The following is a 14,678-nucleotide window of genomic DNA, read 5'->3' as shown; positions in this document are numbered from 1 at the left end:
ATTTTTGAATTCTTTAATATTTTAGTTATTATTTTTCGCCAATCGTAAAACATCTCCAAAAACACCACGAGCGGTTACGTTTGCTCCGGCTCCAGCACCCTGAATTACAATGGGTTGTTCGCCGTATGATTCTGTGTAAATCTCAAAAATAGTATCTGACCCTTTTAAAGAACCTAAGGGAGAATTTTTAGAAACCGACACTAATTTCACCTCTAATTGCCCTTTATTTTGAAATAAATCTCCCGACAAATCTCCAATATATCTCAATACATGATTTTCTTTTTGCGCTAATTTCTTTTCTTGAAAAGTGCTATTTAGTCGATCTAAATTTGATAAAAATTCATTTGAAGAGATTTCTCTAAACTCGGTTGGAATTAAATTTTCTATTGCAATATCCTCAAATTCATTTTCTAAATCCAATTCTCTTGCCAGAATTAATAACTTTCTAGCTACATCGTTTCCACATAAATCTTCTCTTGGATCTGGTTCAGTAAATCCTAAATCAATTGCTTCCTGTAAGACAGTTGAAAATGGCGTGTCGTCCCAAGAAAATTGATTGAATAAATAGCTTAACGACCCCGAAAAAACACCTTTAATTCTTGTAATATTTTCACCTGATTCGTGTAATAATTTAATGGTATCAATTAACGGTAATCCTGCACCAACATTGGTTTCATATAAATATTCTTTTTTGTGTTCTTTTAATTTTTTTCTCAATTCTTTATAAAAAGAAAAAGAAATGGTATTGGCTATTTTGTTGGAAGAAACCAAATCGAACCCTGCTTCTACTAACGGAATATAATTGGAAACAAAATCGGCATTTGCAGTATTATCTACAGCAATTAAATTTTCTAAATGATGTTGTTTTGCGAACTGAATTACCGATTCAATAGAACTATTTTCTGCTCCTTTTTCTAACAATTCGTTTTCCCAATTTTCAGAAACTCCATTTTCATTGAACAACACTTTTGTTGAATTTGCAATTGCAAAAATATTCAATTGAATTTTTTGTCGTTCTAACACCGATTTTGTGTTTTCAATAATTTGATTGATTAACGTTCCGCCAACCAATCCTTTCCCGAAAACAGCAATATTTATTTTTTTAGCAATACCAAAAACTTGCCCATGAATTACATTTACCGCTTTATGCAATTCTGCTTTTTTAACGACCAAACTCACGTTTTTCCCTGTGATTGTATTGTTAAATAATAATGGCACAATTTGATTTTTTATCAACGCATTATAAGGATGATGAAATTCACTTAAATCTTGTCCGATAATTGAAATCACCGCAACATCATCAATTACAGAAATTTGATGAACATCTTGCGAATAAAAATCATTTTCAAATTCTTTTTCTAATGCCAAAATAGCATCAGTTGCTTTGTTCTTATTAATAATTAAGCCAATTCCTCTTTCTGATGATCCTTGAGAAATAATACTCACATTAATATCTCTATCGCTCAAAGCTTTAAAGATTCTTGCATCAACTCCAACTTTTCCCAACAAACCCCTTCCTTCAAAGTTAATGAGTGCCACATGTTCTAAAACCGAAATCGCTTTAATTCCTTTTTCAGTGCTTTTCGCAGTAATTAAAGTTCCTTTATCGTCTTTATTAAATGTGTTTAAAATCCGTAAATTAATGTTCTTTTCTAATAATGGAATGATGGTTTTGGCATGTAAAATTGATGTACCGAAATTTGCCATTTCATTAGCCTCAGAAAAAGATAATTCTTCAATTTTTTTGGCATCACTTACCAAATCTGGATTTGCAGTGAAAATTCCATCTACATGCGTAAAATTCTGCAATTCTTCAGCATCTAAATAATTTGCCAATAGTGAAGCTGTATAATTACTACCATTTCTCCCTAAAGTTGTCGTTTGATTTTTTTTATTTGATGAAATAAACCCAGTAACAATATGTACAGTTGTTCCATTGTGCTTCTGAAAATGAGCTATCACATTTTCTTTAGACAACGATGAAATTGGTTGTGCATCTCCAAAATTATCATCAGTGATAATTAACTTTCTGGCATCGGTTGCATATGCATTAACGCCTTGTTCATTTAACAGTTTTTCAAGTAGTTTTACCGATATTAATTCTCCCTGAGCTAAAACTTCATCTTTGTTTTTTTGGCTATAATCTCCCAATAATTTTACGCCTTCAAAAATGCTATCTAGTTTTGAAAACTCTTCAGAAAAATCAATCTTATTAAAAGGCTCAACTTGATACTTTTTAAAAGCCTCTAATTGTTCTTTATAAGCGCTGTTTGTTGCTGCTTTTTCTAAAATTTCTTCTAACTCATCAGTAGAATTTCCTCTAGCTGATGCCACAATCGTTATATTTTCGCCTAAGGCTACTTTTTTAGAAATTATTTTTATCGCATTTTCTAATCCTTGCCCATTTGCTAGGGATTTGCCTCCAAATTTTAATACTTTCATGTTCTTTTTGTTCAAACCTTTATTAAATATCGGTTCAATAATTTTTTCTAATTGTTTGTATTCTATCAAAAAAGCATCGTGTCCGTGCACAGAATTAATTTCGTTATACGTAACATTTGCTTTTGTAATTGCTAATTTTTGATGTGTTTCTTTATTTTCATCCGCAGTAAAAAACAAATCTGAATTCACACCAACAATATGAATTGAAGCTTCAATACTGTCTAAAATTTCAATTCCTTTTTCACCGTTATTAGTTACATCAATTGTTTTTAAGAGTTGATTCATTAATTTATAAGCTGATAATTGAAAACGTTCTTGTAATTTTTTTCCGTGATGCAACAGCCAACTTTCTACATTAAAAATTGCCAAATCTTCATTTTTTGATCGCTGAAAACGTTCTTTAAAAGAAGTTGGAGTTCTGTAACACAACATGGCATGCATGCGTGCATCGTGAACTGGATTGCTAGAATTTACTAAAAATTGTTCTTGAATCTGACAATTGGCAATCAACCAATCGGTAGATTTCCAATCGGTTGCAACGGGAATAAAATGTTGAGTGATTTTTGGATTTACAACGACCATTTCCCAAGCAATTCCGCCGCCTAAAGAACCTCCAATCAATCCAAAAAGTTGCTCAATTTGTAATTCCTTTAACCCCATTAAAAACAATTTAGCAATATCTTTTGCTACGAAGCTTTTATAGTCATCAATCACAAAGCCATCAAAACCATTTCCTGGAATGTTAAAAGCTAAAACGGAATAATTATTCGTGTCAATCGTTTTATTTTCTCCAATTAAATCTATCCACCAACCGTCTTTTCCTGCAACATTACTATTGCCTGTTAGTGCGTGATTTACCAATACCACAGGAGCGGTACCCAACTTTTCTCCAAACAATTGATAACTCAAAGGAATGTTTGAAAACTGAGCTCCACTTAATGTGGTATAACTATGAATATTTATAAAGGGCAAATTGTTATGTGTCATCTTCACTTTCTTCGTAAGAACCTCACAGGCTTAACACCTGTGAGGTTTAAAGTTTATACTAAAATTGCATCCTGAATTTTAGCAAAAGCTGCTTGTAAATCAAGTTTTAAATCTTCAACATCTTCAATACCCACAGAAAGCCTTATTAAATCTTGAGAAACTCCAGCATTTTTTTGCTCCTCTTCTGATAATTGCTGATGTGTTGTGCTCGCAGGATGAATAATTAATGATTTGGTATCGCCAATATTTGCTAATAATGAAAATAGCTTCGTATTATCTGCAATTGTTTTTGCTGATTCAAATCCACCTTTAACTCCAAAAGTTACCAATCCACTTTGTCCGTTTGGCAGGTATTTATCTGCCAACGTTTTATATTTGCTACTTTCTAATCCAGGATAATTTACCCACGCAACTTCTTCTTTCGTTTCTAACCACTTTGCCAATGCTAATGCATTTTGAGAATGTTGTTGAATTCTAATTGGTAAAGTTTCTAGACCCTGAATAATATTAAATGCGTTTGTTGGACTTATTGCAGCTCCAAAATCACGCAATCCTTCTAAAATCAATTTAAAAGTAAAAGATGCAGCTCCTAAAGTTTCATAGTATTTTAAACCATGATAACCAGCAGAAGGCTCCGTAAATTCTGGGAATTTTCCATTTGCCCAATTAAAAGTCCCTGCATCAATAATTGCTCCTCCTAACGAAGTTCCTTGTCCGCCAATATATTTTGTTAAAGAGTGAATGACAATGTCTGCTCCGTGTTCAATAGGTTTTACCAACACAGAAGTTGCTACTGTATTATCTACAATAAAAGGAACTTTTGCTGCTTTTGCATGTACAGAAATTGCTTTTAAATCCAACACATCTAACTTAGGGTTTCCTAAAGATTCAACAAAAAATGCTCTTGTATTTTCCTGGACAGCAGCTGCAAAATTATCTGGATTATCTGCATCAACAAAAGTGGTTGTAATACCTAATCTTGGCAACGTTACATTTAATAAATTAAAGGTTCCACCGTACAAACTACTTGAAGCCACAATATGATCTCCAGCTTTTAAAAGTGTAAGTAAACCTGTTGAAATTGCTGCGGTTCCAGAAGCAAAAACAACTGCTCCAACGCCGCCTTCTAAAGCCGCTAAACGATCTTGTAAAATTTGATTTGTAGGATTGTTTAATCGCGTGTAAATAAACCCTAATTCTTTTAACGAAAAAAGATTTGCTGCATGTTCTGAATTGTTAAAAACATACGAGGTTGTTTGATAAATTGGAACTGCCCTTGTTCCTCCGTTTTGCTGAACATCATGTCCGGCGTGCAACGCATTGGTTGCGAATTTTTGTGTACTCATTTTTCTTGTTTTTTGAGTTAATAAATGATTAAATCAAAAGTCAAATGCATCAATAAATTGATGTACTTACTAGAAAAATGTTATAAAGAATTATTACAAGTACTCGTCAGTAATTGTTTTTTGAGTTATCTATCTAATTTCGCGATAAATGAATCTGAAATTGAGTAGAATTTAGCACCTTCATTACTAAGTGTAAAGGGTTGCTAAGGCTTCAATGGGTCTAATCCCTCTGCCTTTCTTGATAACATTGTCAATAAGTGATGAACTTTCTGAGCGCAAATATTCAGTAAGAAAAACTTAATATCCAAATTTATTTTGATTTATTTTTTTATATACTTCGTATATACATTTTTTAGGCACTTTATTTTTTTGTTTGAATTTAAGACGTACCTTTGCTGAGAATATTTTCGAGGAAAAATTTGAACTGATTGCAACCTCTATAAAAAAAGCTAAAGCAGTAATTTCTACTACTTTCGCCCACCAGAGCAATCCTTTCTTTTTTCTAGGTTTTAATTTTTAAAATAAAGATATAATTATGTCATATTTATTTACTTCTGAATCTGTTTCAGAAGGACACCCAGATAAAGTAGCAGATCAGATTTCTGACGCATTAATTGATAATTTTTTAGCTTTTGACCCAACATCAAAAGTTGCTTGTGAAACCTTAGTTACAACCGGACAAGTTGTGTTGGCTGGTGAAGTAAAATCAAATACGTATTTAGACGTTCAGAAAATTGCACGAGATGTAATTAACAAAATTGGTTACACAAAAAGTGCGTACATGTTTGATGGAAGTTCTTGTGGAGTTTTCTCTGCAATTCACGAACAATCTCCAGATATCAATCAAGGAGTTGACAGATCAAATAAAGAAGAGCAAGGCGCTGGAGATCAAGGAATGATGTTTGGTTACGCAACAGACGAAACCGAAAATTATATGCCTTTGGCGTTAGAATTATCGCATCGTTTATTGATTGAATTGGCAGAATTAAGACGCGAAAATAAAGACATTACCTATTTACGTCCAGATGCAAAATCTCAAGTAACTATTGAATATTCTGATGATAATATTCCGCAAAGAATTGATGCCATTGTAGTTTCTACACAGCATGATGATTTTGTAAAAACAGGAAATAAAAAAGCAGATGATGATAAAATGTTAGCAAAGATTAATGCAGACATTAAAGAAATATTAATTCCGAGAGTTATTTCAAAATTACCAGCAAATATTCAAGTATTATTTACAGATAAAATTACGTATCATATCAATCCAACCGGAACATTTGTTATCGGTGGACCACATGGAGATACTGGTTTAACAGGACGTAAAATTATTGTTGATACCTATGGTGGAAAAGGCGCTCACGGTGGTGGGGCTTTTTCTGGAAAAGATCCTTCTAAAGTTGATAGATCTGGAGCGTATGCAACAAGACATATTGCTAAAAATTTAGTTGCTGCTGGAGTTTGTAAAGAAGTTTTAGTACAAGTTTCCTATGCAATTGGAGTGGCAAAACCAACAAGTATTAATGTTGAAACGTATGGAACATCAACCTTAAATTTAACAGACGGAGAAATTAGTAAAATTGTAGAAAGTATTTTTGATATGCGTCCTTATTTTATTGAACAACGTTTAAAATTAAGAACGCCAATTTATTCTGAAACAGCTGCTTACGGACATATGGGAAGAACTCCAGAAACAAAAACAGTAACTTTTACAAACCCAATGGGAGAAACCGTTTCGCAAGAAGTAGAAACTTTTACTTGGGAAAAATTAGATTACGTAGATAAAGTTAAAGAAGCTTTTAGTTTCTAAAACTCTTTATTTAAAATATTTAGTAAAGCCTCAAACAAATTTGTTTGAGGCTTTTTGTTTTTATGAAATAACAATATAGTTTGTTTCTAAATTTATCTTTAGATAACTTCGCTAACTGCTGATATAATACATTGAAACGATCGATATCATTTAAGTTAGCGAAACACTTTAATTCTCCCTCAATTTTCTTATATTCTTCATTCTTGCCCAAGCTACTTTATGACGCTTTTTATACAACCACAAACTACCTAAATCTAATAAAAAATAGAACAAGCTAATTCCACTTGGTGGATTTGCACTCTTTAAAAACGGAATAACATCATAAGCAGTTTCTGGCCAATACCAACAACCATAATTGGTTCCAATAATTTCTACAAATGCAACAGAAATATACATTGTTAGATAAAACAAACGTTCCCTTGGCTTATTTCTCAATAATAAAATTACGAGTAAAGACATTACAAATCCAAAGACATCACCAGCAAAAATTAAAAATAATAAGGCATAAATTAGAATGAATATGGTAAATATCTTTTCAAGTAATTTTCGATATGTTTTAACAATTGCTTCTTTACAAAAATAGATGGTTGCTACCAAAACTATTGCATGTCCTGGCGGAACATAATGCGGAATATTTCCTAATCTATATGTGTACATTCCTAACCCAATAGAAAATAAATGCTCACCAATATAACCAATAATTACTGCATAAATCATTTGTTCTCTTAATCTTGAAGCAGAACGAAAATATAGAATTACAAATCCAATTAACATTACAAAAGTTGCCAAATGTTGTGTTTGTGGAAAAATAGTTGACATGTAAGTACTATCTAAAAAAAGTCCGAAAACAATAAATAGAAATAAATACCCTAAGGTTTTAAAAAATGAAGAAAACAAAGCGGTTGCAATTCTAAAATTCATCCTGCAAAAATACATACAAATTCGAATTAAAAAAACTACACTTAAACAAAAACGTTAAAACCTGAGTAACTTCAGGTATAAATTGATTTGCTAAATGCATTGCTAATTCTAAAATTTGATTAACTTTATCGACCCTTTTCAAACCTTATAGAAAAAATAAATTATGCATGTAGCCATTGCAGGAAATATTGGAGCAGGTAAAACAACTTTAACCAAATTATTAGCCAAACATTATAACTGGAAACCTCATTTTGAATCTGTTGATGAAAATCCATACTTAGATGATTTTTACGCAGAAATGGAACGCTGGTCTTTTAACTTACAAGTTTTCTTTTTAAATAGTCGATTTAGACAAATCTTAGAATTAAGAGAAACTGGTAAAAAAATAATTCAAGACAGAACCATTTATGAAGATGCACATATTTTTGCACCAAATCTTCATGCTATGGGACTAATGACAAATAGAGATTTTCAAAATTACAGTTCTTTATTTGAGTTGATGGAAAAATTAGTAACTCCACCAGATTTATTAATCTACTTACGTTCTAGCATTCCAAATTTAGTTGGACAAATTCATAAAAGAGGAAGAGATTACGAAAACTCTATTAGTATAGATTATTTAAGCAGATTAAACGAGCGTTATGAAGCTTGGGTTTCTACTTATAAAAAAGGAAAACTATTAATTATTGATGTTGACAATCTAGATTTTGTTGACAACCAAGAAGATTTAGGATATATTATTGATAGAATTGATGCTCAAATAAATGGATTATTTTAAAACAAACTGTTTAAAAAATAAAAGCCATTTACAAGCGTAAATGGCTTTTTTGTGTTTTGATAGACATCCCCCAATACCTATCAGAGAGCAATTTACAAAAAATAATTGAAAAAACTCACAATAGAGCAACAGTAAAAACAAAGTTAATATTCTTTATTAAAAAAATATCTGTAATTTTTTGTAACAAAAATTAATAATTAAACGTATAAAGGTATGTAGAGTACTATTGCTCTTTAATAAAACCAGTAAAATAGAATGAGACAACTTAAAATTACCAAGCAGGTTACTAATAGAGAAACTGCATCATTAGATAAATATTTACAAGAAATAGGAAAAGTTGATTTAATTACTGCTGATGAAGAAGTAGAATTAGCACAACGCATTAAAGCTGGTGATCAAATTGCTTTAGAGAAATTAACAAAAGCAAATTTACGTTTTGTTGTTTCGGTTGCTAAACAATATCAAAATCAAGGATTAACTTTACCAGATTTAATTAATGAAGGTAATTTAGGATTAATTAAAGCCGCTAAACGTTTTGACGAAACTCGTGGATTTAAATTTATCTCTTATGCTGTTTGGTGGATTCGTCAATCAATTTTACAAGCGCTAGCAGAACAATCTAGAATTGTACGTTTACCATTAAACAAAATTGGTTCTATTAACAAGATTAATAAAATGTACGCTTTCTTAGAGCAAGAAAATGAGCGTCCGCCAAGTCCAGAAGAAATTGCTAAGAAATTAGACATGACTGTAAATGACGTAAAGGAATCAATGAAAAATTCTGGTCGTCACGTATCTATGGATGCACCTTTAATTGAAGGAGAAGATTCTAACTTATACGATGTATTAAACTCAGGAGAATCTCCAAATCCTGATAAAGCATTATTACACGAATCTTTACGGGTAGAAATTTCTAGAGCGTTAGAAACATTAACTCCAAGAGAAGCAGATGTAGTAAAATTATACTTTGGTTTAGGAGAACATCAACCAATGACTTTAGAAGAAATTGGTGAAACATTCGATTTAACTCGCGAGCGTGTTCGACAAATTAAAGAAAAAGCAATTCGTAGATTAAAACACACATCAAGAAGTAAAATTTTAATGACTTACTTAGGTTAATCATTACTCTCACTATAAAATTTAAAACTCTCGAATTTATTTCGGGAGTTTTTTTTTGAAGCAATTTCCTGCTTTTCATTGTATCTTTTTATAGCAGTCATTGCCAAGTTTACTTTTTTGTAAACTGCGGAAATCTTATATTAAGCATGAAGTTACTTCATTCCTCATAATCACGCATACTAAAAAAGGCTATAAAAAGGATGCCACTTCAATCAGGGCTAAACCTTTCAATAAACTTTTTACTTTATCAAATAGAAAAAAAGTCAATTTTTCTATCTGTCTATCTAATCGCATTTATTTTAGAAATTATTGCTCCATTTTTAAGAGGTTGCTTCGTTTTTTTCAATCACAAATTAATTACCTTTGCAAAATAACAACACAACAATAAACAAATGAACAAGTTAATTGCACCTTCAATTTTAGCGGCAGATTTTGCCAATTTACAACGCGACATCGAAATGGTAAACAATAGTGAAGCAGATTGGTTTCATATTGATATTATGGACGGTGTTTTTGTGCCAAATATTTCTTTTGGAATGCCTGTTCTAGAAGCAATTTCTAAACACGCTACAAAAACAATTGATGTGCATTTAATGATTGTAGATCCTGATAGATATATTCAAACTTTTGCTGATTTAGGCGCCAATATATTAACCGTACATTACGAAGCATGTACACATTTACACAGAACAATTCAAGCAATAAAAGCAGCAGGAATGAAAGCTGGAGTTGCCTTAAACCCACATACGCCAATTGCGGTTTTAGAAGATGTAATTGCTGATTTAGATTTAGTATGTATTATGAGTGTAAATCCTGGTTTTGGCGGACAATCATTCATAGAAAATACGTACAAAAAGGTAACTCAACTAAAACATTTAATTGAATTCTCTAATTCAAATTGTCAAATTGAAATTGATGGCGGAGTAACAGATCAAAACGCAAATGCTTTGATAGAAGCTGGGGCTAATGTTTTGGTTGCTGGAAGTTTTGTTTTTAAAAGTGATAATCCGACAGCAACAATTGCTAATTTAAAAGCTTTATAAATTATAATTTACAACCAAAAAAAATCCGAAGCAATTGCTTCGGATTTTCTTTTTAAAGCAATTAATATTGCTCTAATAAATAATTTAATAAATCTGTTGTTGTAACAATACCTACCAATTTATTATTGTCCACAACCGGTAAAGCATGAAACTCATTTTTTGCTAAAATCTCAGCAACCTCTTTTATTGTTTGTGATGAAGTCACAGAAACAAGATTTTTAGCCATAACTTGCTCAATGGTTAACATATTATAAACTGCTGTATCAACTTCATTTTCATCAGTTCCATAAGCATCTACAAAACTAACACGCAATAAATCTGTTAAACTTAACATTCCAATTATATCATCACCACTTACAACAGGAATGTGACGAATACTATTCTCATTAAATAACTTTTCTGCTTCAACTAAATTGTTTGTATGATTAACAGTTATTAAGTTGGTCGACATAATTTTTGATACTAATTCTCTTCTTTTCATCTTTAATTGGTTTTAAATTCTAGTACTAATTTCCAACTAAAAAAATGGTTTTAATATGACAAAAATCACATAATTTCCTTTAAATTTGAGTTATATTAAGAACGCATCAATTAAATATTTTTCATATGAAACACATAATAGCAACAGGTTTTTTTCTTATTTCTTTTATTAGTTTATCGTTTTCTCAAGACAAACCTGCATATCAATTATTCGATCAAAAAGGAAAAATTGTTAAATACAAGAAAATGATTAGAGATCTTGCAAAAAGCGATATGGTGTTTTTTGGTGAATATCATACAAACCCAATTTCTCATTGGTTACAAATAGAAATGGCTAAAAGTTTTTATGAAAAAAAAGGAGATAAATTATTTTTTGGCGCAGAAATGTTCGAAAATGGTAACCAATTAGTGCTCGACGAATATTTAGCTGGATTTTATGATGAGAAAAAAATGCTTCCAGAAATTACACAATTGTGGGGCAATTATCAAACAGATTACAAACCTTTAGTTGAGTTTGCTAAAGAAAAAAAATTACGTTTTATAGCAACTAATATTCCTAGAAGATATGCTTCTATGATAAATAAAAAAGGAATTGGAGTATTAAAAGAATTAAGTCCGCAGGCTTTAGCAATGATTGGTCCAGATTTAGAAAACCTATTTGACCCAACAGTAAAAGCATATGCAGAAATGGCAAAAATGATGGGCGGACACGTTCCTCCTAACATGTTAAACATTCAAACAGCGCAAGCAGCAAAAGACGCAACAATGGCGTATTTTTCTTTGAAAAATTTTAATGAAGGAGATTTTTTATTTCACATAGAAGGTTCTTATCACTCAAATTACAATCAAGGAATTATTTGGTGGATCAACAACATAAAACCTGGATTAAAAATAACATCAGTTACAACAGTTATGCAATCAGAATGGGATAAAATGACGGATGAAGAAAAAGCAACTATTGCAAATTATACAATTGTTGTTGCTGATAACATGACACAAACAAAAAGATAATTCATAATTTATCTAAAACAAAAAAGCAAGTAAAGATATTTTACTTGCTTTTTTTTGTGACTCCAGAAGGATTCGAACCTTCAACCGTCAGGGCCGAAACCTGATATTCTATCCAGTTGAACTATGGAGCCTTTTTTAATATTTCTTTTAAATAATCTCTACAAATTCTAGATTTAAGGTATTTCTCTCTTTTTCTTGCTTCAACTTCACTAGAATTAAGAAGTCGTTATTGTTTTTTACGCTAAATTCTTTTTCACTAAAGTAGAAATCGTTTTTCCATCTGCTTGTCCAGCTAATTCTTTAGAAACCATTCCCATTACTTTTCCCATATCTTTCATTCCTGCAGCACCAATTTTTTCTATTGTTGCTACAACAACTTTTTCTATTTCTTCTTCTGATAAAGCTTCTGGTAAAAACTGTTCAATTATTGCTGCTTCTGCCAATTCAGGATCAGCCAAATCTTGCCTTCCTTGTTCTAAAAAAATTACAGCACTATCTTTACGTTGTTTTACTTGTTTCTGTAAAATTTTTAATTCTAAATCTTCTGGCAGTTCACTTCCTGCTCCATTTTCTGTTTTTGCTAATAAAATAGCAGATTTTACAGCTCTTAATGCTTGTAAAGCAACCGTATCTTTCGATTTCATTGCTGCTTTCATTTGATCCATTATTAATTTCTCTAAACTCATATTTTCGCTTTTGGGACTACAAATATAGGCATAAAAAAAATTCCTAATCTCTTAGGAATTTTTAAAAAATAATCAAATAATTTAGGGAATAGTTGATTGTTTTTTTTTGAAAATTATTAATCTACATTATCATGTAAAAAAGAATTATTAGAACGCAATTGTGCATCATCATTAGCATCTGTGCTTAATGTAGTTTTAGATTTACTTAAATCAGAATTTACTTCATCTAAATCTACACCCAACCTTTTGTAAGCTGGTTGTTTTTCAATTTCATCAATATTTTTATTCACTTGATCCGCAAATTTATAATTGAATCCTTTCATTTTTTGACGACGTAATTCTGCCGTTTTTTCTAATTCAGAAATTGTGATGCTTAACGGAGAAATTTCTTCTGAAATTGTTTCAATATCTTCAACTTTTTTTGTTTTTATAGTAAGCACTAATTCTTCATCTTCTTCAACAACGTTTTGCTTTTGTTGACTCAACAAAGAGCTTTTACCAATAGTTGGTTCTGTTTTAAAATCTTCTAAAACATATCTTTTTTCAACAACTTCACTTGCTTCTGCAACAATTTCTGTTACGTCTTTTACTTCAATTTCGTTAACATCATCAATTGATAAATCAAAACGGACTTCTTTTTGTTCTGGCTTGATTTCTTCATAACTATTTAAAGGCAAATCAAACAAGGTTTCCATTTTTATTGGAGCTGGTATTTCTTCAACGAACTCTTCTACAATGGGCGTTGCATCTGTAATGATAAAATCATCATCAGAAACTGTTTCGTTTTCAATTTCTTCATAAACTACATCAATATTATTGATGAATTCTGTTGTTGGAGTCAATGTTGCTTTCTCTTCAACAACATCTTCTTCTAAAACATGTACAATTTTAGCTTCTGGTTTATTGGTTATTGGCGTTTCTAAAGTACTTGATTTTGTAACTGTTTTTTCAGAGAAATCATAAGTTGCCTTTTGCTCATCCTCTAACGTATGAATGATTTTTTTAACTTCTGTATTGGTAATTGTACTTTGTTGATCTGCTGCAAAACCTGTTGCTACAATTGTTACAGAAATGGCATCTCCTAGCGCTTCATCTTCACCAATTCCCATAATAATATTGGCATCATAACCAGCTTCAATCTGAATGTAATCGTTTATTTCACCAATTTCATCTAAAGTAACTTCATCAACTCCAGAAACAATCAATAACAACACATTCTTTGCTCCAGTAATTTTATTATCGTTTAATAACGGAGAATCTAATGCTTTAACAATTGCATTTTTGCCTCTGTTTACACCAGATTCTTTTGCAGAACCCATAATTGCTGTTCCACTATTAGAAAGCACGGTTTTAGCATCATGTAAATCGATGTTTTGTTTGTAATGATGTGTAATTACTTCTGCAATTCCTCTTGCAGCTGTAGACAACACTTCATCTGCTTTAGAGAACCCAGCTTTAAACCCTAAATTACCGTAAACTTCTCTTAATTTATTATTGTTGATTACAATTAAAGAATCTACATTATTTCTTAATGTATCTATTCCAATTTGAGCTTGATTTGAGCGCATTCTTCCTTCAAATTGAAAAGGCATTGTAACAATACCAACTGTTAAAATATCCATGTCTTTGGCTATTTTAGCAATTATTGGTGCAGCACCTGTTCCGGTTCCACCACCCATTCCGGCAGTTATAAAAACCATTTTGGTTTGTGTACTTAACATTTGCTGAATTTCAGCCAAACTTTCTTGAGCTGCTTTTTCTCCAATCTCTGGATTTGCTCCAGCGCCTAAACCAGACGTTAAGTCTGCTCCAAGTTGAATTTTATTTGGAATTGCACTATTTTCTAAAGCCTGTGCATCTGTATTACAGATTACAAAATCTACTCCTTTGATATCTTGCTGAAACATGTGGTTTACAGCATTACTTCCACCACCACCAACACCAATTACTTTAATAGTATTTGATTGTGATTTTGGCATTTCAAATGAAATGTTATCGAATTCATCGCTCATAATAACTTTTCTATTTTATAGGGTTTATATATTATTTTTTATT

At 31.2% G+C, this 14,678-nt stretch carries 11 protein-coding genes, 1 tRNA gene and 1 riboswitch; of the genes, 5 read left to right on the top strand and 7 right to left on the bottom strand.

Annotated elements, in window-relative coordinates; all coding sequences use genetic code 11:
- Positions 1–21 precede the first annotated feature (21 nt).
- Both thrA and ABDX67_RS03785 read right to left on the bottom strand, forming a co-directional pair.
- Positions 22–3,429: a bifunctional aspartate kinase/homoserine dehydrogenase I gene (thrA, locus tag ABDX67_RS03790; RefSeq protein WP_347173625.1), complete on the bottom strand. Its 3,408-nt coding sequence runs from the start codon at positions 3,427–3,429 to the stop codon at positions 22–24.
- Positions 3,430–3,482: 53 nt separating this feature from the next.
- Positions 3,483–4,775, bottom strand: coding sequence for an O-acetylhomoserine aminocarboxypropyltransferase/cysteine synthase family protein (locus ABDX67_RS03785; protein WP_347173624.1), 1,293 nt, complete (start codon positions 4,773–4,775; stop codon positions 3,483–3,485).
- Between the two features lie 122 nt (positions 4,776–4,897).
- A riboswitch (SAM riboswitch) is annotated at positions 4,898–5,023 on the bottom strand.
- Positions 5,024–5,310: 287 nt separating this feature from the next.
- Here ABDX67_RS03785 and metK point away from each other — a divergent pair.
- Entirely contained in the window at positions 5,311–6,585 is a 1,275-nt protein-coding gene (gene metK, locus ABDX67_RS03780) for a methionine adenosyltransferase (RefSeq protein WP_347173623.1), read from the top strand.
- 168 nt (positions 6,586–6,753) lie between these two features.
- Here the strand turns inward: metK and ABDX67_RS03775 are convergent, their stop codons facing one another.
- A complete protein-coding gene (locus ABDX67_RS03775; protein WP_347173622.1) occupies positions 6,754–7,506 on the bottom strand; it encodes a hypothetical protein in 753 nt (250 codons plus the stop codon).
- A gap of 163 nt (positions 7,507–7,669) precedes the next feature.
- Between ABDX67_RS03775 and ABDX67_RS03770 the strand changes: the two genes are divergently transcribed.
- The 3 genes from ABDX67_RS03770 (at position 7,670) to rpe (ending at position 10,446) form a co-directional block, all read left to right on the top strand.
- Complete coding sequence (locus ABDX67_RS03770; protein WP_347173621.1) at positions 7,670–8,284, top strand: deoxynucleoside kinase; 615 nt, start codon at positions 7,670–7,672, stop codon at positions 8,282–8,284.
- A 255-nt stretch (positions 8,285–8,539) separates the two neighbouring features.
- Positions 8,540–9,403 carry a sigma-70 family RNA polymerase sigma factor gene (locus ABDX67_RS03765; protein WP_347173620.1) on the top strand — a complete coding sequence of 288 codons (864 nt, stop codon included), beginning with the start codon at positions 8,540–8,542 and terminating at the stop codon, positions 9,401–9,403.
- Positions 9,404–9,795: 392 nt separating this feature from the next.
- Complete coding sequence (gene rpe / locus ABDX67_RS03760) at positions 9,796–10,446, top strand: ribulose-phosphate 3-epimerase (RefSeq protein WP_347173619.1); 651 nt, start codon at positions 9,796–9,798, stop codon at positions 10,444–10,446.
- A gap of 61 nt (positions 10,447–10,507) precedes the next feature.
- Here rpe and ABDX67_RS03755 read toward each other — a convergent pair whose 3' ends face one another.
- Complete coding sequence (locus ABDX67_RS03755; RefSeq protein WP_347173618.1) at positions 10,508–10,927, bottom strand: CBS domain-containing protein; 420 nt, start codon at positions 10,925–10,927, stop codon at positions 10,508–10,510.
- Positions 10,928–11,052: 125 nt separating this feature from the next.
- On the opposite strand from ABDX67_RS03755, the gene ABDX67_RS03750 reads away from it, so the two are divergent.
- Positions 11,053–11,937, top strand: a complete 885-nt coding sequence (locus ABDX67_RS03750) for a ChaN family lipoprotein (RefSeq protein WP_347173617.1) — start codon at positions 11,053–11,055, stop codon at positions 11,935–11,937.
- Between the two features lie 57 nt (positions 11,938–11,994).
- On the opposite strand, the gene ABDX67_RS03745 is transcribed toward ABDX67_RS03750, so the two are convergent.
- The 3 genes from ABDX67_RS03745 to ftsZ all read right to left on the bottom strand — a co-directional run bounded on the left by ABDX67_RS03745 (position 11,995) and on the right by ftsZ (position 14,635).
- Positions 11,995–12,068, bottom strand: a tRNA-Arg gene (locus ABDX67_RS03745).
- Positions 12,069–12,173: 105 nt separating this feature from the next.
- Positions 12,174–12,623: a GatB/YqeY domain-containing protein gene (locus ABDX67_RS03740; RefSeq protein WP_347173616.1), complete on the bottom strand. Its 450-nt coding sequence runs from the start codon at positions 12,621–12,623 to the stop codon at positions 12,174–12,176.
- A 116-nt stretch (positions 12,624–12,739) separates the two neighbouring features.
- The gene (ftsZ, locus tag ABDX67_RS03735; RefSeq protein WP_347173615.1) at positions 12,740–14,635 is read right to left on the bottom strand and encodes a cell division protein FtsZ; all 1,896 of its coding nucleotides are present in this window, start codon (positions 14,633–14,635) and stop codon (positions 12,740–12,742) included.
- Between the last annotated feature and the right edge of the window lie 43 nt (positions 14,636–14,678).

It is taken from the genome of Polaribacter uvawellassae (assembly GCF_039748955.1).
Classification (GTDB): Bacteria; Bacteroidota; Bacteroidia; order Flavobacteriales; family Flavobacteriaceae; genus Polaribacter; species Polaribacter uvawellassae.
Note: the sequence above shows the minus strand (reverse complement) of the source record. Positions and strands in the feature narration are given on the sequence as shown.

Coding starts and splice junctions, on each gene's coding strand:
- ABDX67_RS03785 (WP_347173624.1), bottom strand. CDS start 4,775: ATGAGTACACAAAAATTCGCAACCAATGCGTTGCACGCCGGACATGAT.
- metK (WP_347173623.1), top strand. CDS start 5,311: ATGTCATATTTATTTACTTCTGAATCTGTTTCAGAAGGACACCCAGAT.
- ABDX67_RS03750 (WP_347173617.1), top strand. CDS start 11,053: ATGAAACACATAATAGCAACAGGTTTTTTTCTTATTTCTTTTATTAGT.
- ABDX67_RS03770 (WP_347173621.1), top strand. CDS start 7,670: ATGCATGTAGCCATTGCAGGAAATATTGGAGCAGGTAAAACAACTTTA.
- thrA (WP_347173625.1), bottom strand. CDS start 3,429: ATGACACATAACAATTTGCCCTTTATAAATATTCATAGTTATACCACA.
- ABDX67_RS03755 (WP_347173618.1), bottom strand. CDS start 10,927: ATGAAAAGAAGAGAATTAGTATCAAAAATTATGTCGACCAACTTAATA.
- ABDX67_RS03775 (WP_347173622.1), bottom strand. CDS start 7,506: ATGAATTTTAGAATTGCAACCGCTTTGTTTTCTTCATTTTTTAAAACC.
- ABDX67_RS03765 (WP_347173620.1), top strand. CDS start 8,540: ATGAGACAACTTAAAATTACCAAGCAGGTTACTAATAGAGAAACTGCA.
- ABDX67_RS03740 (WP_347173616.1), bottom strand. CDS start 12,623: ATGAGTTTAGAGAAATTAATAATGGATCAAATGAAAGCAGCAATGAAA.
- ftsZ (WP_347173615.1), bottom strand. CDS start 14,635: ATGAGCGATGAATTCGATAACATTTCATTTGAAATGCCAAAATCACAA.
- rpe (WP_347173619.1), top strand. CDS start 9,796: ATGAACAAGTTAATTGCACCTTCAATTTTAGCGGCAGATTTTGCCAAT.